Origin of the sequence: Kitasatospora sp. NPDC018619 (assembly GCF_044391605.1) — a bacterium.
Classification (GTDB): domain Bacteria; phylum Actinomycetota; class Actinomycetes; order Streptomycetales; family Streptomycetaceae; genus Kitasatospora.
The window spans coordinates 199,879-224,155 of record NZ_JBISAI010000002.1 but is presented as its reverse complement, the minus strand read 5'-3'; the positions used below and the strand labels follow the sequence as shown (position 1 = coordinate 224,155).

General features: G+C 75.5%; 21 protein-coding genes, 1 pseudogene and 1 CRISPR repeat array. Of the genes and pseudogenes, 8 read left to right on the top strand and 14 right to left on the bottom strand.

The window, feature by feature from the left end; genetic code table 11:
• Positions 1-249: 249 nt before the first annotated feature.
• The 4 genes from ACH5AR_RS03555 to ACH5AR_RS03540 form a co-directional block, all read right to left on the bottom strand.
• Positions 250-1,002 carry a choice-of-anchor P family protein gene (locus tag ACH5AR_RS03555; RefSeq protein WP_396299723.1) on the bottom strand — a complete coding sequence of 251 codons (753 nt, stop codon included), beginning with the start codon at positions 1,000-1,002 and terminating at the stop codon, positions 250-252.
• Between the two features lie 143 nt (positions 1,003-1,145).
• Positions 1,146-2,513, bottom strand: a complete 1,368-nt coding sequence (locus ACH5AR_RS03550; protein WP_396299722.1) for a glycosyltransferase family 2 protein — start codon at positions 2,511-2,513, stop codon at positions 1,146-1,148.
• Complete coding sequence (locus tag ACH5AR_RS03545) at positions 2,510-3,127, bottom strand: archaeosortase/exosortase family protein (protein ID WP_396299721.1); 618 nt, start codon at positions 3,125-3,127, stop codon at positions 2,510-2,512. The genes ACH5AR_RS03550 and ACH5AR_RS03545 overlap by 4 nt, the downstream gene beginning before the upstream one ends.
• A gap of 66 nt (positions 3,128-3,193) precedes the next feature.
• Positions 3,194-3,409 (bottom strand): hypothetical protein, encoded by a 216-nt coding sequence (locus ACH5AR_RS03540; RefSeq protein ID WP_396299720.1) that lies wholly within the window; start codon positions 3,407-3,409, stop codon positions 3,194-3,196.
• Positions 3,410-3,796: 387 nt separating this feature from the next.
• Between ACH5AR_RS03540 and wecB the strand changes: the two genes are divergently transcribed.
• The 5 genes from wecB (at position 3,797) to ACH5AR_RS03515 (ending at position 9,344) form a co-directional block, all read left to right on the top strand.
• Positions 3,797-4,969 (top strand): non-hydrolyzing UDP-N-acetylglucosamine 2-epimerase, encoded by a 1,173-nt coding sequence (wecB, locus tag ACH5AR_RS03535; RefSeq protein WP_396299719.1) that lies wholly within the window; start codon positions 3,797-3,799, stop codon positions 4,967-4,969.
• 164 nt (positions 4,970-5,133) lie between these two features.
• The gene (locus ACH5AR_RS03530) at positions 5,134-6,117 is read left to right on the top strand and encodes an alpha/beta hydrolase (RefSeq protein WP_396299718.1); all 984 of its coding nucleotides are present in this window, start codon (positions 5,134-5,136) and stop codon (positions 6,115-6,117) included.
• Between the two features lie 320 nt (positions 6,118-6,437).
• Positions 6,438-9,032, top strand: coding sequence for a class III lanthionine synthetase LanKC (lanKC, locus tag ACH5AR_RS03525; protein WP_396299717.1), 2,595 nt, complete (start codon positions 6,438-6,440; stop codon positions 9,030-9,032).
• A gap of 58 nt (positions 9,033-9,090) precedes the next feature.
• On the top strand, positions 9,091-9,222 hold the full coding sequence (locus ACH5AR_RS03520; protein WP_396299716.1) for a hypothetical protein: 132 nt from the start codon (positions 9,091-9,093) through the stop codon (positions 9,220-9,222).
• Entirely contained in the window at positions 9,222-9,344 is a 123-nt protein-coding gene (locus tag ACH5AR_RS03515) for a hypothetical protein (RefSeq protein WP_396299715.1), read from the top strand. The genes ACH5AR_RS03520 and ACH5AR_RS03515 overlap by 1 nt, the downstream gene beginning before the upstream one ends.
• Before the next feature lie 183 nt (positions 9,345-9,527).
• On the opposite strand, the gene ACH5AR_RS03510 is transcribed toward ACH5AR_RS03515, so the two are convergent.
• A complete protein-coding gene (locus ACH5AR_RS03510) occupies positions 9,528-10,595 on the bottom strand; it encodes a LuxR C-terminal-related transcriptional regulator (protein ID WP_396299714.1) in 1,068 nt (355 codons plus the stop codon).
• 148 nt (positions 10,596-10,743) lie between these two features.
• Between ACH5AR_RS03510 and ACH5AR_RS03505 the strand changes: the two genes are divergently transcribed.
• The 3 genes from ACH5AR_RS03505 to ACH5AR_RS03495 all read left to right on the top strand — a co-directional run bounded on the left by ACH5AR_RS03505 (position 10,744) and on the right by ACH5AR_RS03495 (position 13,320).
• Positions 10,744-11,742, top strand: a complete 999-nt coding sequence (locus tag ACH5AR_RS03505; protein ID WP_396299713.1) for a LuxR C-terminal-related transcriptional regulator — start codon at positions 10,744-10,746, stop codon at positions 11,740-11,742.
• A 157-nt stretch (positions 11,743-11,899) separates the two neighbouring features.
• Positions 11,900-12,580 carry an alpha/beta fold hydrolase gene (locus tag ACH5AR_RS03500; RefSeq protein ID WP_396299712.1) on the top strand — a complete coding sequence of 227 codons (681 nt, stop codon included), beginning with the start codon at positions 11,900-11,902 and terminating at the stop codon, positions 12,578-12,580.
• Between the two features lie 119 nt (positions 12,581-12,699).
• Complete coding sequence (locus tag ACH5AR_RS03495; RefSeq protein WP_396299973.1) at positions 12,700-13,320, top strand: TetR/AcrR family transcriptional regulator; 621 nt, start codon at positions 12,700-12,702, stop codon at positions 13,318-13,320.
• A 74-nt stretch (positions 13,321-13,394) separates the two neighbouring features.
• On the opposite strand, the gene ACH5AR_RS03490 is transcribed toward ACH5AR_RS03495, so the two are convergent.
• From ACH5AR_RS03490 to casA, 9 genes and pseudogenes are all read right to left on the bottom strand, one after another.
• Positions 13,395-14,195 (bottom strand): metal-dependent hydrolase, encoded by an 801-nt coding sequence (locus ACH5AR_RS03490; protein WP_396299711.1) that lies wholly within the window; start codon positions 14,193-14,195, stop codon positions 13,395-13,397.
• Between the two features lie 105 nt (positions 14,196-14,300).
• Positions 14,301-15,077, bottom strand: a pseudogene (locus ACH5AR_RS03485) (lipase family protein).
• 366 nt (positions 15,078-15,443) lie between these two features.
• A CRISPR array of direct repeats spans positions 15,444-17,608; the repeat unit is 29 nt; unit sequence GTCCTCCCCGCACCCGCGGGGGTCAGCCG.
• 109 nt (positions 17,609-17,717) lie between these two features.
• Positions 17,718-18,041 carry a type I-E CRISPR-associated endoribonuclease Cas2e gene (gene cas2e, locus ACH5AR_RS03480; RefSeq protein WP_396299710.1) on the bottom strand — a complete coding sequence of 108 codons (324 nt, stop codon included), beginning with the start codon at positions 18,039-18,041 and terminating at the stop codon, positions 17,718-17,720.
• Between the two features lie 43 nt (positions 18,042-18,084).
• Entirely contained in the window at positions 18,085-19,008 is a 924-nt protein-coding gene (gene cas1e / locus ACH5AR_RS03475; protein WP_396299972.1) for a type I-E CRISPR-associated endonuclease Cas1e, read from the bottom strand.
• 59 nt (positions 19,009-19,067) lie between these two features.
• A complete protein-coding gene (cas6e, locus tag ACH5AR_RS03470) occupies positions 19,068-19,724 on the bottom strand; it encodes a type I-E CRISPR-associated protein Cas6/Cse3/CasE (RefSeq protein WP_396299709.1) in 657 nt (218 codons plus the stop codon).
• Entirely contained in the window at positions 19,721-20,548 is an 828-nt protein-coding gene (cas5e, locus tag ACH5AR_RS03465; protein WP_396299708.1) for a type I-E CRISPR-associated protein Cas5/CasD, read from the bottom strand. The genes cas6e and cas5e overlap by 4 nt, the downstream gene beginning before the upstream one ends.
• Positions 20,545-21,717 (bottom strand): type I-E CRISPR-associated protein Cas7/Cse4/CasC, encoded by a 1,173-nt coding sequence (gene cas7e, locus ACH5AR_RS03460; RefSeq protein WP_396299707.1) that lies wholly within the window; start codon positions 21,715-21,717, stop codon positions 20,545-20,547. Before cas7e ends, cas5e begins: the two co-directional genes overlap by 4 nt.
• A 50-nt stretch (positions 21,718-21,767) precedes the next feature.
• Positions 21,768-22,601 carry a type I-E CRISPR-associated protein Cse2/CasB gene (gene casB / locus ACH5AR_RS03455; protein WP_396299706.1) on the bottom strand — a complete coding sequence of 278 codons (834 nt, stop codon included), beginning with the start codon at positions 22,599-22,601 and terminating at the stop codon, positions 21,768-21,770.
• Positions 22,598-24,205: a type I-E CRISPR-associated protein Cse1/CasA gene (casA, locus tag ACH5AR_RS03450; RefSeq protein ID WP_396299705.1), complete on the bottom strand. Its 1,608-nt coding sequence runs from the start codon at positions 24,203-24,205 to the stop codon at positions 22,598-22,600. Before casA ends, casB begins: the two co-directional genes overlap by 4 nt.
• Positions 24,206-24,277 lie beyond the last annotated feature (72 nt).

Sequence of the window (24,277 nt, the reverse complement as noted above, 5' to 3'; positions counted from 1 at the left end):
GACCGACCGGTCGGGGCGGACGGTCCCGGCCGCGGGCGCCGCCGCGGTGCGGGGTGCGGGGCGGGCGCCCCGGGCGGGCCGGGGCGGCCCGGTGCCGGTGGGAGGGGTCCCGTCCCCGCCGTCCGTCAGCCGGCAGCAGCGCCTCACACGTCAGGGGGAGGCGCCGGCGGCCGAGTTGACCACCGCGGGAGGGCGGGCGGCCGGCCCCGCTCACGGACCGGCCGCCGGCCCTTCCCTCCTCCTGCCGGCTCAGGCGCCCGAGGCGGCCGTCCGGGCGTGGCGGCGGCGGACGTAGACGGTGGCCAGGACACCGGCCAGCACCGCCCCGCCGCCCGCCCCCGCGACGGACGGGTCGATCATCGGGACGGCGGCCGCGGGCTCGGCGCCGCCGCACGAGGCGTGTCCGATCACCAGGTTGGCGCCGTTCAGCGACGGCAGCAGGGTGAGGTGGACGGCGTTGACGGTCAGCACCCCGTCGGCGTCGGTGGTCTGCTCGTTGAGGACGATCGAGCCGACCAGCGGGATGTCGACCTTGGTGTTGGCGGGGGCGTCGGCCTGGAGGTTGACCGGGAGCAGGCCGACGGTGACCGACCCGCCCGCGATCAGGCCGCTGCCGGTGGCCCCGGTGGGAGTGGCGGTGCAGGTCGAGTTGACGCCGGTCAGCGCCACCGAGGCGAGGCCGAGGTCGAGCCCGAGCTTGTCGACCGTCGCGGAGGCCGACGCGGTGCCGTCGGCCGGGTTCCCGGCGGTGGTCGCGGTCAGCGTGGAGTCGGTGGCCACCGGACCGACGTTGAGGCCGACCAGGGTCCGGGTGCCGCCGGACGGGTAGGCCGACTCGGGTGACGGCGCCACGGCGACCATTCCGCCCAGTGCCTCCGTGGAGACGACGTAGGCGTCGGCCGTGGGGGCGGGCAGTGCGGCGTACGCGGGGGACGCCACGGTGAGGGCGCCGACGGCGAGCGCGGTTCCGGCGAGGACACGGTTGCGGGGACGGGTTCTCACGGGTCTGGCCTTTCGGACGGGGCACGGCGGACAGGCGTGTCCGCGCCGTGCGGGCAGGAAGGGGGTGGTGCGTCGACTCCGCCGGCCGGCCGCGGCGCACGGGGCGGCCACGGCCTCACCGGCCGGGGAGAAGTCCGGAGCGCTCAGGCGGTGGCGGTCTCCTGGGCGGCGGGCGCCGGCAGCGGCCCGGCCGTACGGGCCGTCTTCTGCCAGGAGCCCTTGCGTCGCACGATCCGCCAGAAGGCGCGGACCGCGACGAGGTAGGTGGTCGCGGCGTAGACCGCGAGCGCGAGGCCGTAGCCCAGCGCGGCCCGGCGGCTGGTGCCCGGTTCGCTGCGGCGCCGGTACAGCGGCCCCCACAGGGCGAACTCGGCGACGCCCAGGGCCAGGTAGAGCGCGATCAGCACGGCGCCGCCCTGGCCGAGGAAGGCGAGCACGAACTGCGGGTAGCGGACGATGTTGTAGCCGAAGGCGGCGATCGGCACGGTGTAGACCACCAGGCCGACGACCTGGAGCCAGGGCTGGACCATGAAGTAGAGGACCTCCAGGAAGCCCAGGGTGGTGAACTCCCGGGAGCCCCAGACCTTCCGCAGGTACGGCGCGCACTGCATCGAGCCCTGCGCCCAGCGGACCCGCTGGGTGATCAGCTGCCGGACGTTCCAGAGGGCTTCCTGGTCCACCCAGGCGGTCGTGGTGTAGCCGTTGCGCCAGCCGGCCAGCATCATCCGCAGCCCGAGCTCGAAGTCCTCCAGCAGCGCACCGCCCCACGGCGCGCCGTCGGCCTGCCCGATCGAGCGCAGCGCACTGAGCCGGTTGGCCTGGCCGTTGCCGCCCACGTTCACCGTCCCGGTGTGCCGGCGGGTGATCTGGATCGCGGAGATCGGCCCGCGGAACTCGATGTCCTGGAGCCTGGCCAGCAGCCGGGCGAACCGGTTGGCCAGGCGCCCCCGGCGGGGCAGCGGCACCGCGACGTCGCGGTTGGACATCCGGACCTCGACCTGGACGGCGCCGACGGCCGGGTCGCCGAAGGAGGACGCCCCGGCGAAGGTCTCCAGCATCCCCGGGGAGGGCCGCCCGTCGGCGTCCAGGACGATCAGCACCACCCGCTCGGCGTCGGCGTCCGGCGGCAGCCACGCCTCGACCGCCCGGTAGGCGGCGTTCAGGGCGTCGCCCTTGCCGGTGCGGGCCTGCGGCAGCCGCCGTCCGACCAGGTGGACGGGCCGGCCCTCGGCCGCCCGGGCCCGCACCACCTCGGCGGTGCGGTCCTCGGAGTGGTCGTCGACGACCCAGACCCGGGCCCGGGGGAAGTGCCGGGCGAGGTAGTCCAGGGTGGTGCCGATCACGGCCTCCTCGTCCCGGCAGGGTATGAGGAAGTGCCAGTCGAAGCGGCTCGGGTCCCCCGGGGCGTCCGGGCCGGCCCGCAGGAAGTTGCGCACGATCACCGTGACGTAGGCGAGGAAGCCGATCCCCAGCACGAAGGAGAGGGAGACGGACAGGTCGAGCAGGGTCACGATGCACCGGCCTCGGTGTCGCGGGTGGACGTTCGGGTGACCAGGAGGAGGAAGAGCAGCAGGGCGGCCAGGCCGGCGGCCATCATCAGCACCGAGCCGAACAGCACGTGCGTCCAGCCGAACCCCTCGTCGCCGTAGCGGTGCTGCATGGCGACGATCAGCGTCAGCCGGCCCAGGTTGGCGGCGACGACCAGGCCGGCCGCCAGCGCGAAGCCGAGCAGGACGCGGCTCGGGCGGCGGGTGCCGAACAACAGCAGGACTCCGGCCAGCAGCGCCAGCGGGGCGATCAGCAGGGCGCTGCTGCACCCGGTGGTCAGGGCGATCCCGCGCCCGTACCCGCTCGCGTCGCCGGCGTAGAGCACCGGCGCGTCCGGGGCGGCGAGCAGCAGGGCCCGCAGGCCGAGCGCGTGCTCGGCCAGCCACCGCGCCCCGGCCATCTCCCGGAACCGGTAGGCGCGTTCGCCGGCCACCAGGACGCCGCCCAGGCCGAGCAGGGCCGGGCCGGCCACCCCGGCGAGCACCCGGCCGGACAGCGGGGCGCGGCCGGGCCGCGGCAGCGGGGAGCGGGCCGGCCGCGGTGGCCGGGCGGGTTGCGGGTACACGTCTGCGGTCACGGGGACACCCCTCGGGAGGACGGCGGGTCGGCGGGCGACGGCGGGGCGCGGCGGCGGGGCGCGGGGCTACCGGCCGTCGCGCTTCCGGTCGGACCGGTCGGCTCGCCCGCTCCGCCCGTCCCGGTCGGCGGCCAGCCGGCCGCGGCGCAGCAGGGCGACCCCCAGCAGCACCAGGGCGGTTCCGACCGCGGCCACGACGCCGAGGGCGGGCGAGCCGGTGGAGGCCAGCACGCCGCCGCCGGCCGCCGCCGGGGGGAGTCCGCCGCCTATGGGTCCGTACATGGGGTCCCTCTCGTCGTGACCGGGCGTCCCGGTCGTTGCGATCTGTCGTTGCGATCTGTCGTTGCGATCTGGAGCCGTATGCTGCTGGGCCGATCGGATGATCTGATAGATCCGCCGCGCCCATTCGGGTGGAAATCACCCGTTTGCCGCAGTCGGCCGGGCAGCGGCGGCAGCGGGCCGGTACACGGGGGCGCGAGCGGCCCGCCACGTGGCCGTGGCGCGCCGGGCCCTGATGCGGCGGCACACGAACGACTGCCGCCGGTACGGGCTTCGCCGGAGGCCCGTATCGGCCAAGTGGGTGACAACGTCCCCCTGTGTGGATATTTCTTGCGAATCCCCCCATATCGTCTGCTGCTACTTCCCCACCCCTCGCCCCTTCGGAGCGCCATGTCCTCGACCGATGTCGCCCTGGTCCTCGGAACCCGGCCGGAAATCGTCAAACTCGCCGGGGTGGCCCGCCTCCTCGGTCCGCAGGCCCGCATCGTCTGGAGCGGCCAGCACTGGGACCCGGCCCTCAGCACCGCCTTCTTCACCCAGTACGGCCTGCCCCGCCCGCACCACCTGCTGAAGGGCGTCGGCGGCGAGCCGCGCGGCCGGCAGATCGGCCGGATGGTCAGCGCGCTGAGCGACCACCTCGCGGCCCGCCCGCCGGCCGCGGTCGTCGTCCAGGGCGACACCAACACCGCCGCGGCCGGCGCCCTGGCGGCGCACTGCGCGGGCATACCCGTCGTCCACGTCGAGGCCGGCCTGCGCTCCTTCGACCCCGGCATGCCCGAGGAGGCCAACCGTCGGCTGATCGCCCCGCTCGCCGACCTGCACTGCGCGCCCACCGCGACGGCGGCGGCGCACCTGCTGCGGGAGGGGATCGCCCCGGAGCGGGTGGTGATCACCGGCAACACCGTCGTCGAGGCGACCCTGGAGACGCTGCCCACCGAGGCCGAGGCCCACCGCGTCCTGACCGGACACGGCGTCACCCCCGGCGGCTACGTGCTCGCCACCATCCACCGCCCCGAGAACACCGACGACGCCGCCCGGCTCGCCCAGATCCTCGACCAGCTCGCCACCCTCGACCTGCCGGTGCTGCTGCCGCTGCACCCCCGGACCAGGAGCGCCGTGGAGGCGTTCGGCCTGCGCGGCCCGCTCGCCCGGCTGCGCCGGATCGCGCCGCTGGACCACCCCGGCTTCCTCGCCCTGGCCCGGCACTGCCGCCTGCTGGTGTCGGACTCCGGCGGGGTCCAGGAGGAGTGCACGGTGCTCAAGCGCCCGCTCGTGGTGGTGCGCAACTCCACCGAGCGGCCCGAGGCCGTGCGGGCCGGCTTCGCCCGGCTCGCCCGCCCCGGCCACGAACTCGCCCGCGTCCTGCGGGAGGTGCTCGCCGACGAGGCCGGCGCCGAACGGCTGGCGCGGCTGCCCTCGCCGTACGGGAACGGGCAGGCGAGCGCCGAGATCGTCGCCGCGGTCCGCGGCCGCTACCTGGCCACCGGGCGGCGGCCCGGACGGGAACCGGTACCGGAGGTCGTACAGAGCATCGGCGCCGCCGGACGCCCGTTCGGCCACTGACCGCTTTCGGACACTCCGCCCCCCGCGTTCCGGACAGGCCGCCCGATCCCCGCGAACGGAGCTGCGCCACCCCCCACGCTGGAGTCGCCGGGCGGCCGGAGCCGCCCCACCCACCAGTCGAGGGCGGAACTCCACCGGCCGCCCGCCCCCACCCGGAGGTCGTGTTGAGCACCCACCGTCCCACCCGGAGGAACGTCCTCAAGGCCGCCGGCGGCCTCTCCGCGGCGCTGGCGCTCGGTGGTGCCGGCGTCCTCGCGACGGCCTCGGCGGCCCGAGCGGCCGACGACGGCTTCGGGCTGCGCATCACCGACCGCAACGAGGCCGACGCCCGGATGTGGTACTACCGGTTCGCGACCGCCGAGATCGGCTGGCAGCCGGCCGTCAACGTGCTGCTCCCGGACGACTACCACACCAGCGGGCGCACCTACCCCGTCCTCTACCTGCTGCACGGCGGCCTCCAGGACTTCATCGAGTTCGACCGCCAGGGCGTGCGCGACTGGACCGCCGGCAAGCCCCTGATCGTCGTCATGCCCGACGGCGGCCAGGCCGGCTGGTACTCCAACCCGGTCAGCACCAACGTCGGCCCGCGCAACTGGGAGAGCTTCCACCTCAACCAGCTCCTCCCGTGGGTCGACGCCAACTTCCGCACCTACGCCGAGTACGACGGGCGCGCCGTGGCCGGCTTCTCCATGGGCGGGTTCGGCGCCCTGAAGTACGCGGCCAAGTACTGGGGCCACTTCGCCTCGGTGAGCTCCCACTCCGGCCCGGCCAGCCTGCGCCGGGACAACGGCGCCGTCGTGCACTGGGCCAACGTCTCCTCCGCGGCCAAGGACCTGGCCGGCGGCACGGTCTACGGCGCACCGCTGTGGGACCAGGCGAGGGTCACCGCCGACAACCCGGTCGAGCGCCTGGACAGCTACCGCAACAAGCGGGTCTTCCTGGTCGCCGGCACCAGCCCGGACCCGACCAACCCCTTCGACACCTTCAACGAGAGCGCGGTGCTGGCCGGCCAGCGGGAGTTCCGCGCCCTGCTCGACGGCGCGGGCATCCCGTACGAGGCCCACGAGGAGCCGGGCGGGCACGTCATCCGCGACTACATGTTCCGGCGCGACATCGACGGCATCATCGACCGGCTCCGCAAGGCGTAGGGCGCGCGTCCGCCGGACGCGCCACCAGGACGGGACGCTCCCCGCGCGGGGAGCGTCCCGTCCGCCGTTCCCGGCCGCAGGCCCCGCAGGCCCCCTGGCCGGCCGTCGCCCCGGACCCGCCCGCAAACTGCCAGGCACGAAGGTGGCGGATCGGATCCGTCGACCCGGCGCACCCCGGCTGGCAGGGTCGGAAGCAGCCCGCGACCGGCGGGACCGACGCACCCGGGGGGCTCCCATGACGACGACATCCGACGGCCGGCCGGCCACCGGAGCGGGCGCGTTCGGGTGCCCGCCGCGGACCGCGGGCTGAGGCGGGCACCATGGACGACCGCTACGAGCGCCACTGCTTCGCCGACCCGCTGTTCTACGACGACCCCGCCCGCGCCGAGCGTGCGGACGACCGCTTCGCCGCCGCCACCGCCCCGCTGCCGCCGGGCTGGGAGCGCCACGAGCACGGCCCCTGGGTCAGCCTGCGCCCCGCACACGCCCGGCTCCCCGAGCAGGGCTGGAAGGTGCACGTCTCGGCCACCCCGGCCGAGGCGGAGCAGGTCGTCGACCAGGTCCTGGCGTACTGCCTGGAGCACGGGCTGGCCTGGAAGTTCCTGCGCGGCCGGGCCACCGTGCTCGCCCTGAACAGCAAGTACGCCGACCGCCGCGCCAGCGGCAAGCTGATCACGCTCTACCCGGAGGACGACACCCGGCTGACCCGGGTGCTGGAGGACCTGTCCACCCTGCTGAAGGGCGTCCCCGGCCCCTACGTGCTGAGCGACCTGCGCTACCGGGAGGGCCCGCTCTACCTGCGCTACGGCTCCTTCGTCGAGCGCCACTGCACCGACGAGCACGGCCGGCGCGTCCCGGCGATGCGCGGCCCGGACGGCTCCCTGGTGCCCGACACCCGGGGCACCGTCTTCACCGTGCCGGACTGGGCGCCGGTGCCGGAGGCCGTCCGGGCCCAGCTCGCCGCCGACGCCGAGCGCGAGGCCGAGGCCCCGGCCGACTTCCCCTTCGAGGTCGTCAGGGCGCTGCACTTCTCCAACGGCGGCGGCATCTACCTGGCCACCGACCGGCGCGACGACCGCACGGTGGTGCTGCGCGAGGCCCGCCCGCACGCCGGGCTCGACCACGCGGGCCGGGACGCGGTGCAGCGGCTGCTGAGCGAGCGCCGGGTGCTGGAGGCGCTCGCCGGGGTGAACTTCGTGCCCGCGCTGTACGAGTACCGCCGGGTCTGGGAGCACCACTACCTGGTGGAGGAGTACATCGAGGGCGAGCGGCTGGAGGACGTCTTCACCCGCACCTGCCCGCTCACCCGCCCCGACCCGGACGAGGCCGAGCTGGCCGCCTACACCGCCTGGGCGCTCGACGTGCTCGACCAGGTCGGCGGGATGCTGACGGCACTGCACGAGCGCGGGCTGGTCTTCGGCGACCTCCACCCCAACAACGTGATGGTCCGGCCGGACGGGCGCTGCGCGCTGGTCGACTTCGAGATCGCCTTCCCCGCCGACGACCCCGCCGCTCCCCCGCTGGGCGCGCCCGGCTTCGTCTGCCCGACGGCCCGGCGCGGGACGGCCGTGGACGCCTACGCGCTCGCCGCGCTGCGGCTCTACCTCTTCCTGCCGCTGAACATCCAGCTCGGGCTGGACTCCGGCAAGGCGGAGCTGGCCGGCCGGGAGATCTCCCGCCGCTACCCCGTGCCCGCCGGATTCGGGGCCGAGGTCGCCGAGGCACTGCACCGGGCGGCCGGCGGGAGGCTGCCGGCGGGCGCCACCGAGCGCACCCCGGGCACTGCCGACGGCGCCGCGGGGCCGGCCCGTCCGGCCTGGCCCCAGGAGCCGGCGTCGGACGCCGCGGCCTGGCTCCCGGCGCTGGACTCGCTGGCCGCGGGCGTCCTGGCGACGGCCACCCCGGACCGGACGGACCGGCTCTTCCCGGGCGACGTCGAACAGTTCGGCCCGGGCCACGGCGGCCTGGGGCTGTCCTACGGCGCGGCCGGCGTCCTGTACGCGCTCCGCGCCTGCGGCCGCCCCGCCCCGCCCGAGCACACCGACTGGTTGGTGGCCCGTGCGAACGCCGCGGCCGACCTGCCGCCCGGCCTGTACGACGGCCTGACCGGCATCGCCTGGACGCTGGCCCGGCTCGGGGCGACGCAGGAGGCCGGCGCACTGGTCGAGCGGCTGCTCGCCACCGAGGCCCCGGCCGACCCGGGGCTCGGCTCCGGACGGGCCGGCATCGCGCTCGGCCTGCTCGACCTGGCCGACGCGCTCGGCCGGGAGCGGCTCGCCGGACGGGCCCTGGCCCTCGGCCACGAGCTGGCCCGGGAGGAGCCGGCACCGCGGCTGCGCGGACTGCTGGACGGCTGGAGCGGACAGGCCTCGCTGTTCCTGCGGCTGTACGGGCACACCGGCGAGCAGCGCTGGCTGACGGCGGCCGAGGCGGCGCTCGGCCGCGAACTGGACGGGGCGGACATCACCGACGGGATGCTCTTCCTGGTCGAGGACCGCCACCGCCGCAAGCTGCCGTACCTGGCCGCGGGCGGGGTGGGCACCGCCCGGCTGGTCGCCGAGCTGGCCCGGCTCGGCGGGGCGCACCGGCTGCCCGACCGGTTCGCCCGGGCGACCGCCGCCGCCGACCGCGCCTGCCGGCCCGACCTGATCGCCGCGGCCGGCCTGTTCGAGGGCCGCGCCGGGCTGGTGCTGCACCTGTTGCGCGGCGGGCACCGGGACGGGGCCGAGCGCCACCTGCGGCTGCTGGAGTGGCACGTGATGGGCCATCGCGGCCACCTCGCCTTCCCGGGCCGGCGCTCGATGCGCCTGTCGGCGGACCTGGCCACCGGCGCCGCCGGCGTCCTGGTCGCGCTGCACGAGGCCGTCCTCGGCCCGGTGCCGCTGCCCGGCATCACCGACTTCCCCCGGCCCTGAGGCAGGGGGACCAACGGCCGCCATCCGGTGGCCGGGACCACCACGGAAAGGAACGACCATGACCCAGATCCTGGCCCTCCAGGGGCTCCAGAGCGAGGCCGGCACCGGTGCCGTCGAGCCCAACAGCCACTGGAGCAGCTTCGCCCACTACCGCGTCGAGGCGCCCGTCTCCGAGGAGGCCGGTCGCTGATGTCGACGATCCTCTCCCTCCAGGCGCTCGACGCCGCCCAGGACGACGCGGCCGTCCCGTACAGCCACTGGAGCACCGACGTGCACCTGCCGGTCGGCGCCCCGGTGGAGGCGGCGGAGTAACCCTCCGGCCACCGACGCGCAGGCCCGCCGGGACCACCCGGCGGGCCTCCGTCGGTCGTTCGGCCCCAGGGGCCCCCGCGCCCGGGCCCCTTCCGTCGCTCCCTGTCCGGGGGCCGTCGCTCCCGGGGCCCCGTCCGTCGCTCCCGGGCCTCCTGCCGTGCCCACCCGCCGGGCGGCCGGCCCTCAGCAGGGAGCGGTGGCGTCCGCCGGGACGGTGAGCCCGGCGCGCTCGGCCAGCACCCCCGCCTGGAACCGGCTCTGCGCGCCCAGCCGCGCCAGCAGCTCGGCGATGTGGCGCCGGCAGGTCCGGGTCGACATGCCCAGCCGCCGGGCGATCGTGTCGTCCTTCTCCCCCGCGGCGAGCAGCACCGCGATCACCTCCTCGACCTCCCGGGAGACCGTCCGGGCCGCCCGCGGAGCGGTGTCGTAGGGCACCGCCTGGCTCCACTCGTGCTCGAACAGCCCGACGAAGTACGCCACCAGGGACGGCTCCCGGACCAGCAGCGCCCCTCCGGTGGCGAGCCGGGCCGGCACGAAGGCCGTGGTCCGGTCCACCACGACCAGCCGGGCCGGCACCTCGGCGCGGGTCCGCACCTCCGCCCCCGCGGCGATGACCCGCTCCGCGTAGGCCCGGGTGGGCGGGTCGAACCGGGTCGGGTGCTGGTACAGGCTCCGCAGCCGTACGCCCCGCTCCAGCACGGCCAGGTCGCGGGGCAGCGCCTCGGTGAGGGCCGCCTGCGGGTGCCCGCCGCCCGGCCGGACGGTCAGCACCTCCTCCTTGGCCGCGTCCACCACCGAGCCGAGCGCCGAACCGGCCGCGTGGGCGTCCTCCAGCAGGCGCAGCGAGCCCTCCGCGTCACCGCCCTGCGCCCGGTAGACCGGCTCCAGCGAGGCCACCTCGGCCCGCAGCCCGGCCAGTGCCGCCTGACGGCGGCCCAGCTCGGCCTCCGCGATGCGCAGCCGCGCCTCCTCCCGTCCGGTCAGCCGGGCGGCCGCCGACTCCGGGCCGACCGCCACGAAGCACCCCGGGCCGGCTCCCGGGCGGCGGACCAGCAGGCACAGCGCGGCCAGCCGGTCGACGGCCGCCCGGCAGCGCGCCTCGCCGAGCCCGAGGTCGGCGGAGATCCGCGCCAGGTCGGCGGGCTCGACCTGCCGGTGCCGCACGGCCCACTCGTAGACCGACCGCGCCTCGCGATCGAGCAGGGCCTCCCGCCCCGACGACCGGACCGTGTCCGCATTCACCGGATTCATCCACCCCTCCTCAGTCGGCCAACATCTTCCTGTCCCCCTGATCCCCTGGCGGTCGCCGCCGCCGGTGACGACGATCGAACAACCGCTCCGGGGCCGACCGGCCGCCGGCGGTGACCGTCGACTGCCACCAGCTGTCAAGAGGGCTGTCATGAAAGAACGTGGAACCGTCCGCCTGGCGTTCACGCCGCGCACACCGGGAGCCCCACCGGGCTCCGTCCCGGGCCCCGCCGTCCCCCCTGCCTCCGCCGGCCCCGCCGGCCCCGCCGTACGGGCTGCCACCGCCGACGGGCCGGGCGACGGCACCGTCACCTTCCACGACTGGGCCGTCCGCGGCGGGCGGCCCGCGCCGGTGCGGACCGCCCCCGGGCCGACCGCCCGTCCGCGGTGGGCCGACCGGTCCTGGACGGCCGCGCACGCGGTCCACGGGCTGCCGGGGGCCGACGCGCCCGCCGGGCGGCCGCAGCTGCCGCCGGACCCGGGCCCCGTGCGGGCGGTGGTCGGCGACCGGCTGCAGCGGGCCCGCCGGGAGGTCTTCCTCTGCTGCCCCGGCGGCGACCCGACGGCGGCCGCGCTGGCCGATCTCGTCCTGGCCGAACTGCCGCGCACCGACCGGACCCTGAGGGTCCGGATCGTCCACCAGCACCCCGCACGCTTCCACCTGCCCACCCAGCGCCAGGCCCGCGCCGCGGAACGCTCCGGCGCCGAGGTGCGGACCACCGGGGAGAGCTGCGGCCCGCTGCTGGTCGTCGACCGGGAGAGCGCCTTCCTGCCGGAGCGGGGGCGGCCCGACGGGCTGGTGCTGGTGGAACAGCCCTCGGTGGTGGCCCACCTGGCCGACTCCTTCGAGACGCTCTGGCACCAGGGCGAGGCCTTCCGCAGCGGCCCGGCCGCCGCCCGCGCCGTCTCCGACGAGCTGCGGGCGACGATCCTGCGGCTGCTCGCCGACGGGCTGAAGGACGAGGTCATCGCCCGCCGGCTCGGCCTCTCGCTGCGCAACTGCCGGCGGCACATCGCCGGCCTCTACAGCTCGCTGGGCGCCGACAGCCGGTTCCAGGCGGGCGTGCTGGCGGAGCGCCACGGCCTGACCGGGAACGCGTCGGCCGCCGGGCCCGCCGCCCGGCGGGAGCGGGTGCACCTGCTGCCCTGACCACCCGTGACCGAACGGCACCACGCCCACGGCCGACCGGCGACAGACCCGGCGACCCGCAACCGGCGACGCGCCCGGCGACACACGGCCGTCACGTTCCCCCCGGATACTCGGTCGGGTACGTCCGCCCGCACCCGGCACGACGGAGGCCCCGCGCATGACCGCCACCCCCGACCGCCCCGACTTCCTGCTGGTCCACGGCGCCTGGCACGGCTCCTGGTGTTGGGACCCGGTGCGCGCCGCCCTGGCCGCCGACGGCTGGCGCTCCCACGCCGTGGACCTGCCCAGCGCCGCCCGTCCGGTGGGCCTGGCGCAGGACGCCGCCGAGATCCGCGACCGGCTGCGACGGATCGACGGCCCGGTGGTGGTGGTCTCCCACTCCTACGGCGGCGCCCCCGCCACCGAGGCGATCGCGGGCGCCGCCAACGTGGTGCGGGCCGTGTACCTCGCCGCCTTCCAACTGGACGCGGGCGAGAGCGTGGCCTCCTTCCTGGGCAACCCGGCACCGCACGCCCCCTCCGGCCGGATCGCGCCGAGCCCCGACGTCCGTCGGCTGCACTACGCCGACGTGCCCGCCGCCGACGCCGAACGCGCCGCGGCCCGGCTGACCCCGCAGAGCGCCCGCTCCTTCTCCGATCCGGTGACGACGGCGGGCTGGCGTACGGTGCCCTCCAGCTACGTGGTCTGCGAGCAGGACCAGGCCCTCGTGCCGACCGACCAGCGGGAGCTCGCCTCCCGCGCCGACACCGTCCACCGACTGCCCAGCAGCCACGCCCCGTTCCTGTCCATGCCGGGGGAGCTGGCCGGGCTGCTGGCGCGGATCGCCGTGGCCGGCTGAGGGGCGTCGGAGGGCTGTCGTCCGCGGCCGGGGCGCGGTCGGGGCCGGGGGGCCGTCGCCGCTGGTCAGCCGGGTGCCCGTGCGCAGGGTGATCGACATCAGGTCGCCGGCCTCCCCGCATCTCCCGGGAGGAGGTCGTCGCCACGGCCCGCCGGATCGTGGACGAGGAGGGCGTCGGACGGCTGACCATGCGCCGGCTGGCCACCGAGGTCGGCAGCACGCCGATGGCCCTCTACCACCACGTCCGCGACAAGGAGGAACTGCTCGTCCTGCTGCTGGACGACTACGCCGAGCGGGCGCTGCGCCCCACCGCCCTGCCGGCCGAGCCGCGCGAGCGGGTCCTCGCCGCCGCGACCGCCATCCACGAGGCGCTCGCCGCCTGCCCGTGGATCGTGGAGGTGCCGACCGGGGACAGCCTGATGTCCGCCCACTCACTGTGGTTCGTCGAGCAGATCGTCGACGGCCTGCTCGCCTGCGGCCTGTCGCCGGAACGGGCCGTCCAGGGCTACCGCGCGGTCTGGTACTACACCGCCGGCGAGATCATGGTCCGCGCCGCGGCGGCCCGCCGCCCCGCCGACGACGAGCGCCCCACCCACCGGCAGCAGGTCTTCGCCGGCCTCGACCCGGACCGGCTCCCCCGCCTGGCCGCACTCGCCGACCGCTGGGCGCCGCTCACCGCCCCGGACACCTACCGCGACGGCCTCGGCGCCCTGGTGGACGGCCTGCTCGCGGCCCGCTGAGCGAGACCCCGCGCCCCTCCGCCCCTCTTCCTCCTCGCCCCTCTTCCCCCGTCTCCCTCCCCTCTCCCTCTCCCTCAGCCGTTGCCGAGGAAGCCGAGCGCCCCCGCCGCGCACACCCCGCCGGCCCCCAGGAACACCGGCGTCAGCACCTTGATCTCCACCCAGCTGCCGGCCCGGAACCGCATGGCCTTCGGCGGTCCGACCGGGTACCAGCGCCGCCGCCCGATCGGGATCGGCCACAGCACCGGGCAGCCCGAGACGGTCAGCGCGTCGCCGAGGCAGTGCACCAGCGCGCCGAGCGCGATCGGCAGCCCGATCCAGAGGTACTGCTGCCCGGGCTCCTCGAACAGCCACTGCGAGCCGTTGCCGGGCTTGTCGAGGACCTCCGCGAGCATCCACGCGCTGGTCGCCCCCAGCAGCCACACCAGGACGTCACTGGAGACCCTGGCGTGCCGCCACAACAGGCCCTCGATCGCCAGCACCATGTGCACGAACAGCACCACCAGCACGCCCCAGCGCCCGCCGAAGCCGGCCACCGCCGCGGCGCCCGCCCCGCACAGCACCGCCCAGAGCCAGGTGTGCGTCAGCGTCCGGTGGCCGCCCGAGCGGCGCGGGTCGCCCTTGCCCCTGGTGGCCTTGTACACCGCGTGCGAGAGGTTGTCGATCACCTCGCAGAGCACCCGGGACACCGGCCCGAACGCCCGGGATATCGTCGCCGCCTTGTGGTCCAGGTCCGGCGCCAGCGCCGCGCCCGCGCAGATCAGCGCCCCCGCGAGCAGGACCGGCCAGGGCATCGGCTCCCCCATCCCGGCCGCCACCGCGCCCACCCCCAGCCACGCGGCCGCACCCGACAGCGAATGCGCCGGTCCCATCATGTCCGTACACCACCGATCCCATCAGCACCGTCCTCACCGCGAGGACCTGACATCACGGCAGCCTATCCGTCCAAGATCACCGGGCTCGCCCCCGTCCCGAGCCGATCAGGCCAGGGCCTTCTCCAGGGCGGCGAGGTAGCTGCGCATCATGTGGTCGCGGACGCCCTCGCCGTCCGGGGCGAACGCCGCCGCGCCCAGGCCCTTCGCACGGTCGGTCAGCCCGGAGACCAGCCCGGCCTTCTCCCGGACCCGACCCGCCGAGTCGATGTGGCGCAGCGCCTGGACGTGTGTGAAGGCCGGCTCCGGCGGCATCTCGGGCACGATGTCGTTGCCGTGGACGAAGCGGTAGGTGCGCCCCGCCAGGCCCTTGTCGTAGGCGGCGGCGAGCAGCCGGTCGCAGGTCCGCGGCTGGCCGAAGGTGTAGACGCCGTCGGCCGCCAGCCGCGGGTCCTCCAGGTCCAGCCGGGCGGCGGCGAGCATGGCGAGGGCGCCGCCGAGGCTGTGGCCTGGTGAACCACACGCTCTGGTCACCGGTCCGCAGGTCGGCGAGGGCCTTGGCGACGTCGGGGAAGACCGACTCCAGAGCCACGGCGGGGTGGTGGTGTCGGTCAGCCAGTCCCGGATCTGCGCGGGCTCGGTGCCGCGGAAGGCAGTGACGATCATGTCGTCGGCGGCCATCGTGTAGGCCTGGGTGTCCTGCAACGGGAACGGCGGGGTGAAGGTCGTCCGGTGGTGGCGCACCGCCCCGAAGCCCCAGGCGCGGGCCTGCCGCTCGATCGTGGCCTCGTCCTTGTACGCGAGGTCGGCGGCCTTCGCCATCCAGTACGCGTGCTCAAGGCTGCAACCGGTGGCGCTCCGGTCGAGAACGGTGGGTACGGCCATGGGGGCTTCTCCTGTCACGTCCGTCGGGCTGATCGGCCCCAGCACCCGCCCGGCGCCGCCACCCTCACCGGGCGCCCACCGCAACGACCCGGTGACCACCAGCGACGCTCCCCCCGCCCACCGCCCCGCCACGCCACCCCGCACCCCGCCCTGCGGCCACCCGCAGGCCCGGCCCCACCAACTGCAGTCCCCGACACGCGAGCTGACCCTCGGACACGAGCACCGGATGGCCACCCCCGAGCCGCCCATGGCACGATGTGCGGACGCTCCTTGGCAACTCAACACCTCGCCCGACATCCACCCCAGCACCGGCTGCGCGATAGTCAAGAAACAGCAAAGCCACCGCTGCACCGCAGGTCAGGAAGAGTCCTCCCCGCACCCGCGGGGGTCAGCCGAGGTCGAGAAGGCGGGGCCGGCGCACGGGTTCGTCCTCCCCGCACCCGCGGGGGTCAGCCGTTGCGGGCGGCGGCCGCGGCTTCGGTGGTGAGGTCCTCCCCGCACCCGCGGGGGTCAGCCTCCTGCATCATGAGTTTCGTCCTCGGCTTGTACGTCCTCCCCGCACCCGCGGGGGTCAGCCGCGGCGGGCGAGCCGGTTGACCAGGTACAGGCCGTCCTCCCCGCACCCGCGGGGGTCAGCCGCGTTGGTGGCGTCTTCTGCGGATACCTTGATGGTCCTCCCCGCACCCGCGGGGGTCAGCCGGCGACCGGGCGCTTGGCGAGCAACGGGTTCGTGTCCTCCCCGCACCCGCGGGGGTCAGCCGGCGTGTACTGCGTTCCGTTCACCGGGATCAGCGTCCTCCCCGCACCCGCGGGGGTCAGCCGGTGGCGGTGCACGTTGTCACGCCCAGCTGCGCGTCCTCCCCACACCCGCGGGGGTCAGCCGCGGCAATCGAGGCGTCGCAGGCTGCCGGGGTGGTCCTCCCCGCACCCGCGGGGGTCAGCCGCCGTCGAACAGGCTCAGGCCCGCGCGCCCCGGGTCCTCCCCGCACCCGCGGGGGTCAGCCGCACGGAAAATCAGACGACCCCTCTCCTGGCCCGTCCTCCCCGCACCCGCGGGGGTCAGCCGTCCGTAGTAGTACCAAGGGGCCCGTCCACCAGGTCCTCCCCGCACCCGCGGGGGTCAGCCGGGGTGTTTCCGGGGGACCGGCGATGGGCTCGTGTCCTCCCCGCACCCGCGGGGGTCAGCCGGACCGCCCATGAGCGCCACACCCACCACCGCCGTCCTCCCCGCACCCGCGGGGGTCAGCCGCAGATGCCCACCTCCAGGTTGTCGCGGACCGCGTCCTCCCCGCACCCGCGGGGGTCAGCCGCACCTGGAGCGTCCAGCGAGCAGCCTCCAGCAGTCCTCCCCGCACCCGCGGGGGTCAGCCGACCGACGAGGAGATCATGGAGGCCGAGAGCCGGTCCTCCCCGCACCCGGGGGGGGTCAGCCGTCCTCGCCCTGTTGCCGGCCGGGCCGCCGACGGTCCTCCCCGCACCCGCGGGGGTCAGCCGCGGTCTAGGGCGGCGTTCACGGCGTTCACGGCGTCCTCCCCGCACCCGCGGGGGTCAGCCGTCCCCCTTGCTCGCCGATCTCCTGACCAAGGAGTCCTCCCCGCACCCGCGGGGGTCAGCCGCGGGCCGACGAGGCGCGGAGGGGATCTACGAGGTCCTCCCCGCACCCACGGGGGTCAGCCGAGCCGGCCCACGGTGTCGGGGGCGTTGTTGAGGTCCTCCCCGCACCCGCGGGGGTCAGCCGGCGAGTTCCGCGAACTCCTCGGGCGTTGCGGCGTCCTCCCCGCACCCGCGGGGGTCAGCCGATCGCGGACTGCCCGGAGAGCGGTGCCGGATCGTCCTCCCCGCACCCGCGGGGGACAACCGCCGGGGTTGGCGTCGAGGTCGGCCCAGGTCGCGTCCTCCCCGCACCCGCGGGGGTCAGCCGGAGCTGCGCGCTCGCCGGGCCGAGCTCAAGGAGTCCTCCCCGCACCCGCGGGGGTCAGCCGCCGCCGAGATCGGCACGGAGATCGAAGACTTCGTCCTCCTCGCACCCGCGGGGGTCAGCCGCGGGCAGCACGGTCGGTTGCGGTGGTGGTCACGTCCTCCCCGCACCCGCGGGGGTCAGCCGCCCGACGAGTGGCACGACACCTACGAAGAGCAGTCCTCCCCGCACCCGCGGGGGTCAGCCGTCGCACCACCACAGGCCAGCGGTCTTGCCGTCCGTCCTCCCCGCACCCGCGGGGGTCAGCCGTCCTGCGGGGTCATGCAGGGCGGCGGTGGCCGTCCTCCCCGCACCCGCGGGGGTCAGCCGCCGAGCAGCTGCTCACCGACGCGAAGGCGCGCGTCCTCTCCGCACCCGCGGGGGTCAGGCGCTGGTCGCCACCAGGGCGTTGCGGTACGGGCTGTCCTCCCCGCACCCGCGGGGGTCAGCCGCAGACCGCCGAGTGGCCGCGCTAGGCCGGCATGCCCTCCCCGCACCCGCGGGGGTCAGCCGGAGCCGGGGAAGGTGCCGCGCATTGCCGCCGGGCCCTCCCCGCACCCCGCGGGCCCAGTCGGCCTTGGGCCGCGCGCGGCGCTGTTCGCCGGGCGCGGCTCGTCGTCCCCGGCCGACCGTGCCGCCGGGACCCGTCCGTTCCCCGCCCGTCGTCCCGGACTGTGGCGCGCCTACGGTCCTGCGGCCTCCCCGCCGTGGGCCGCGGGCTGGACGGCGGTCATCGCGACCAGGGTCAGCCCGTCGAAGTCCACCGGCTTCCGTCGCTGCTCACCCGCTGTCCGGAGCTCGAAGCCCTGTTCGTTGGCCGCGGCGTGGACCAGCACCGCCACGCCGCTGCCGACGCAGCCGCTGACGGCCTGCCAGAGTTCCTCGCGGACCTTGGCGGAGATGGTGCCGACGTACAGCTGCGGGGTGACCTCGATGAGCCAGCGGGTGAGGGCGCCGCGTACGTGGTCGGGGACGGCCGTGGCGGACAGGACGGTCATGGCTGCCATCGGCGCTCCCCGACGGGCCGCGGCGGCGCGGAACGGCGAGTCCTCACAGCAGCTCCTCCCCCGCGTAGTTGACCCCGCCCGGGATCGCGCCGGAGACCGGGTCCCAGAGGTCGACGAGCTGCTCCTCGGGATCGGGGACGGCGATGTCCTGGTCCGGGGCGAGCAGCCGCTGGATGTCGGTCACGATGCGCGGCAGCAGGCGGAACAGGCGCAGCCCGTCGCGGAAACCGCGCCGGGCGTCGGCTTCCGGTTGGGGCGAGGCGTGCAGGGAGAAGGCGAGCGGGATGGTGAGTTCGGCCTTGTACAGGTCGGCGATGTCGTAGACGAAGGCCTGCTGGTTGCCGCTGTGGACGAACCCGAGGGCCGGTGAGCAGCCGAGGGCGAGGACGGCCGCGTGGACGATGCCGTAGAGGCAGGTGTTGGCGGCCGACAGCGCGAGGTTGACAGGGTCCTGCTGGTCCCAGGAGTTCGGGTCGTAGTTGCGGCGGAACCGGCCGATGCGGTGCTGCTGGGCGAGCAGGCGGTAGTGGGCCTTGACCCGCTGGCCCTCCAGGCCGCGCAGCTGCGCGAGGCCGCTGCCGGCCGGGGCGGTGCCGCCGCCGAAGCGCTGCTCGTACATGGCGGTGGCGACGGCCAGCCGGGAGCTGTCGTCCGCCCAGGCACGGGCCTGGCGTTCGAGCCAGGTGGTGGTGAGGGATTCCGGCACGGTGGCGGCGTAGCAGCGGACGCCACCGGACCCGGCGATGACGACGGTGGTGCCGTGCCGGGCGAGGGTGGACAGGGCCCGGGCGGTGATGGAGGTCCCGGGGCCGAGCAGGACGCAGCCGAGGGCCGCGGTGGGGAGGTAGACGGTCTCGGTGCCGCGGTGGGGGCTGGTGACTTCGGCGCAGACCCCGGTGTCGTCCTGGACGACGCGGACGATGTCGAGGTAGAGGAAGGAGAGGGAGTCCGCGATCCGGGGCAGCATCGCGACAGTGGGGGCGGCCAGTTTGCGCCGGGCCCAGCCGGGGTCGGGGCGGCGGCCGGTCACTGCGGCCCCCGTTGCGGGGCGATGCTCAGCAGGCCGCAGCCGTAGGCCTTGCCCTTGCCGATGCCTTCGGTGAGGCGGGTGCGCAGGCGGTCGGCGTCGGTGATGACGGCGGTGCCCTCGAACAGGACGCGGTCGTGCCGGACGGGCCGCTGGTCGCTTCGCCGGTTGCCCTTCGCGGCTTCGAGCGGGCTGGAGTGGAGGGTGCCGACGGCCAGGCCGGAGGATTCGGCCTGGCGGGCCCACCACTCGTCGGCTGCCGTGCCCCGGAGCGGGACGACGGCCTTGAGCCGGTAGAGCTCGCGGGTGGTCCGGGTGGGCCGGCGGATGGGGTTGGCGGCGATGCGGTAGCGGATGTGCAGTCCGGGCCGGAGGGCGTCGAGGAGCGGGGCGAGCGGCTTGGTCACGGCCTGGCCGTATCCGGCGGGGAGCCGGTCGAGGTCGGGCCGGCGGGCGCTCTGCAGGAGGATCCGGTCACCGGCGGCGGTGGACTCGGTGCGGAAGAGCACGCCGAGTCGGCGACGCGGCTCGTCGTCGGCGACGTGGTCGGGGAACAGCGACATCAGGCGGTGGTGCAGGTCGACGGCGCCCGAGGTGTCGCGGCGGGCGTCACGGCTGCGCGGGTCCGGGGTGATGCGGGTCAGCCAGAGGGTCATGCGGGGATGCTTTCGGGGCGGGTGGTGTGCTGGTCGAGGTAGTCGCCGACGGCGCTCAGGTAGCCGGCGGCCAGGCCCCGGCAGCGGTCGGCGGGCAGGGTGAGGGTGCGCTGGTAGCGCGGGCGGGCGCGGTAGGACCGCCGCCGGGGGTGGAAGTCGAGCGGGTCGTCGGTGACCTCTCCGGCCGGGGCGCTGCCGTCGTCGTTCCCGGCCTGGGGGTGGTCTCCGAGGCGGTCGAGCGGCTGGTCCCCGTGGAAGACGACGTCGACGTCCCTGGCGCCGCTGGGGGCCGGGCGGGCGATCGGCAGGTGGACGAGGTGGTGCAGCGGGTCGTCGACGAGACCGAGCAGCAGCGGGCCTTCCGGCGGGCAGGAGCGGCGCCCGAGGTACGGGGGCCAGTGCGGGTTCCGCAGCGCCTGCGCCCACTCCTCCAGGTGATCGGGGGCAGCCGTGACGACTGCGGTGAAGGCGGCGTCGGCGAGGTAGTAGCGGTGGGACAGAAGGGTGGCGGTGGCCCCTGAGCGCTTCTTCCCCTCGGCGGTGGTGACCGTACGGGCGGCGGGCAGGCCGCCACCGACGGTGTGCAGGTCGCGCAGGACGACGCCGGGGCGGTCGGTGCGGACGGTCAGCGAGAGGGTGGCGAGGGGGCCGATCGCCTCGTCCCGCTTCCTGCCCAGGGCGGCGGCGAGCAGGCCGATGACGCCGGAGCGGGTAGGGAAGCGGGCGGTGTCGCGTTCGTTGAACCTGCTGTTCTCGCCCCAGGACTGCAGCGGCGCGGCGAAGCGCAGCAGCAGTCCCCGGGCTTCCGTGGTGACGGGGCTCATACGCCGGCCCCGGCGGGGACGGTGCCGAAGGCCGCGTCGACGGCGGTCTCGATGAGCTGCGGGAAGGAGTCGATCCGGGTGCCGAGGCCGTCGAGGTCCTTGTCCTCCAGGCCGGCCCAGGCGGCGGCGACGGCGCCGCGCCGACCGAGGAGCCTGTTGGCGGCGGTGGCGTAGCGGGCGAGGGCGGCTCGGGAGGCGGGGCCGTAGCCGCCGCTCTCGTGGGAGGGGACGGGCTGTTCGAAGGCGGCGGCGTAGGAGAGCGGCCGGTCGCTGCGGACGGCGATGTGGGCCAGGTCGGGGATGGTGTGGGGGGCGGTGGCGGTCTTCTTCGCGCGCGGGAGGGAGAGGATGAAGGCCTCGGCGAAGCCGGCGGCCAGCTCGCGGGCGGCTCCGCGGTCACCGCCGAGGTTGGCTTCGAGGTCGGCGAGGTCGACGGTGGCGTAGCGGTAGAAGACTCCGGCGCTGAACTCGGCGTGGCCCATGTGGGCGCTGCCGGTGGTGTCGCCCCAGGCGGAGGTGACGTCGTCGACGGCTGAGAAGTAGTCCAACTCGACGTCGGTGCCGTGGGTGGTGAGGGCGTGGGCGACCTGCACGGCGCCGTCCACCCCGGCGTCGTCGACCTCTGCGAGCATCCGGCCGAAGAGGTTGATGACGCCGTTGCGACTGCGGAGGATCGCGTCGACGGCCTCCTTGGGCAGGACGCTCTTGTCGACGGCCTTCCTGATGTCCTTCGCGCCTTCGAGCTCGGCACGGTGTTCCTCGGCGAGGGCGGCGAGTTCGGCGACGGCGGTCTCGGGCACGTACACCATGGCGTTGGTGGTGATGACGGGCGAGTCCTTGTCCGTCTCGAACTTGATGCTGCTGCCGGCCGCGACGTGCTGGCCCGCCCGCTGGGCCAGACCGGTGGGCCAGCCGTGCTCCTCCTCGAGGAGGCGGGTGACGCGGGCGCCGATGCGGCGGGTGCGCAGGGCCCGCTCGCCAAAGCTGTCCTGGAAGTACTCGCGGACGGCGCGCTTCCAGGACTGGCTGCTGACCCGGGTGCGCTCGGTGTCGCCGTAGCGGACCGTCTTGACGGAGTTGTTGTCGTCCCGGTTGAGGTTGGCGAACGGGACGCTCTGGACGACGTGGATGTCGAGGAATCGGGCGGTGGTGCGGTCGGGGCCGGGCATGCTCTGCTCCTTGGGGTGTCGGGTTCGTGGGTACGGAGTCGGGACCGCGGTCAGGCTTGCGGGTCGGTACCGTCGTCGGCGTCGTCGGCGGTGTCGTTGTCGTCCCGCTCCCGGGCCCGGCGCTCGCCGTCCTCCTGCAGGGCCCGGTGGTAGTCCTGGAGCCAGGTCCGTTTGACGGCGCCGGAGCGGCGCCGCCACTGGCAGAGGTCGATGAGGAGCCGGGCCCAGTCGATCTCCACGTCGCTGCCGCGGAGTTGGCGGACGGCCCCGGGCAGGTGGCGGTGCAGCCCGTCGACGCTCTGGCGGGTCAGCAGGTTGAGGCGGGTCTCGGCCGAGGACTCGCGCAGGCCGCCTCCCTGGCCCCCCTTGAGTACGCCGTCGGCGAAGGCCCGGCCGAGGCTGCGCGACGGGATCCGCTTCGCGCTGGCCGGGTCCGTGCCCTCCACGACCTCGGTCGGATCGCCGGGGACGACCGGCACCGCCTCGGCGCCCTCCGCCGTCTCGCCCTCCGCCGTCCCACCCTCCTTCGGCGCGGTGCCCTTCTTCGACGCCTCCGCCTTCGCGGCGGCGTACTGGTCCCGGCGCTGCGCCGCGATCAGCGACGCGACGGTGTAGAACGCGCGTTGGACGTCGCGGCTGCGCGCCTGCTCGTCGTTCAGCCAGGAGGCCACGAAGCGGTGCATGAACGGCACGGCGTCCAGGTCCTTGCCCACGCCGCGTCGCAGCGCGGCGCGTACCCCGGGGTCGTCGTGGCTGCGCTGGTCGATCCTCGCGGCGAACGCCCGGGCCCGCCCCAGCGAGGGGACCAGGGCGGACTCCTTCGCCGGTCGCACCGTGTCGTCCCCGGGCCTGGCCGGGCCCGGGATGGCAGTGGTGTTGCTCACGTGTCCTCCGTGCTCGTGGTACGGCTCGCGGTGCCGCCGCTCCTGGCGGGGGACTTCACCGGCCCGCCGAACAGCTCGACGCGGGCCCTGATGCAGGCCTTGGCTCCGCGGTTGGTCCCCAGGGCGCCGTGGGTGACGGTGTCGTAGGCCCGCTCCGCGAGGATGCGGAAGGCCGCGGCGGCACCGTCGAAGTCGCGTTCGCCGAGACGCTTCCAGAACTCGGCCTCGGCGGCGGGCCAGTAGTGGGCCGCCGCGTCGACGGCCCACGTGCAGTCGCGGATCTTGGGCGCCTCGGTGAAGGCGGTCCAGGCCTTCTTGACGGCCCGGTCGAGGCGCTCGCCGTACCGCTCACCCCACACGCGCAGGCGGCCGATCTCGACGGCGATCGTGAGTTCCTCCTCCTTCGCGAGACCGAGTACGGGCGGTGTCAGGGCATCGACGAACTGGATGTCCTTGGCCTGCCCGTCCTGCTCGAACCCGAGCGCGTGCACCCGCAGGTCCTCCGAGACGTCCAGGGCCGTCCTGAACACGGTGGGACGCCGGGGCTTCGCGCTGCCGGCCGGGTCCTCCAGCAGCAGTGCGTCCAGGTCCCGCCACAGGGCGCGGTGCGAATCGGCGGGCCGCGGGTAGGTGTTGCCCTGTCTGCTGGTCTGCCAGATCAGGTACGGATCGCCCTCGCGGGAGATCTTGTCGCGGTAGGCCCAGGTGATGAACGCGTCCTTGACGAACGTGCCGGTGTCGTCCGGCACGAGCAGCAGCGCGTGCTGCGAACGGGCGGTGAGCTCCGCACACGGCCCCGTCAGGGGCGGCGGGGCGGCGAGCGGGTCAGGCAGCGCCTCCCACTCCCACGGGCAGAGGTCGGTGCCGCGGCGGACGTCCTGGCCGGGTTCGGGGAGCCCGGCCAGGAGCGTCTCGAAGAGCGTCTCCCCCTCCGGGTGGTAGGAGAGCGTGCTGCGCAGCGGGCCGGCCTTGCTTCCCGCGTCCCTGACGTCGCCGACGGTCCGGCTGGAACAGCGTCCGGAGGGTCCGTAGTAGTGCCACACCAGCAGGTGCAGGACGGCCTGGGCCGGGGTGGGGAGTTCGGGTGCGGCGCTGTTGACGTGCTGGAACCAGGAGTGGTTGTTGCCGGAGGGGCGGGTGGTGACGAGCTTGTCGACTCCGGCTGTGTTCGCCGGATCGCACTGCTCGCTCAGCCGGGGATCCTGGAGGAAGGGTCGCGAGGCGTCGAACAGGTCGAAGCGGTCGCGGTGGTGCGCCGTGTACGCCGCGACCCGCTCCGGGTCGAACCGGCCCTCATCGACCAGCGCGAGGCGCCGACTCGGCCAGTCGGCGGGGCCGGACTCGTCGAGGCAGGCCTGATCGAGCCCGGTCATCCGGGCGGTCACGGCGTACAGGACGCGGTAGAGCGCGGACAGCACCGGCGGGATCTCGATCGCGATCCGCTCGATCTCGTGTGCGCGCAGCAGGAGTTCGCTCAGGCCCACCGCCGGCGGGTGGGACGCCTCCCGGTCCGTTTCGTCGTCGGCCCCTCCCGGAGGCGGACCCCATCGGACGGGGATCCAGGCTTCGTCGAAGAGGTTGTAGGCAGGTGGTGCGGATGTCATGCGGCCTCCGGCGAGGCAGGTGCGGATGATCACAGGATGGGTAGGCTTTGCCCCGTCCCCGCGCACGAGCGG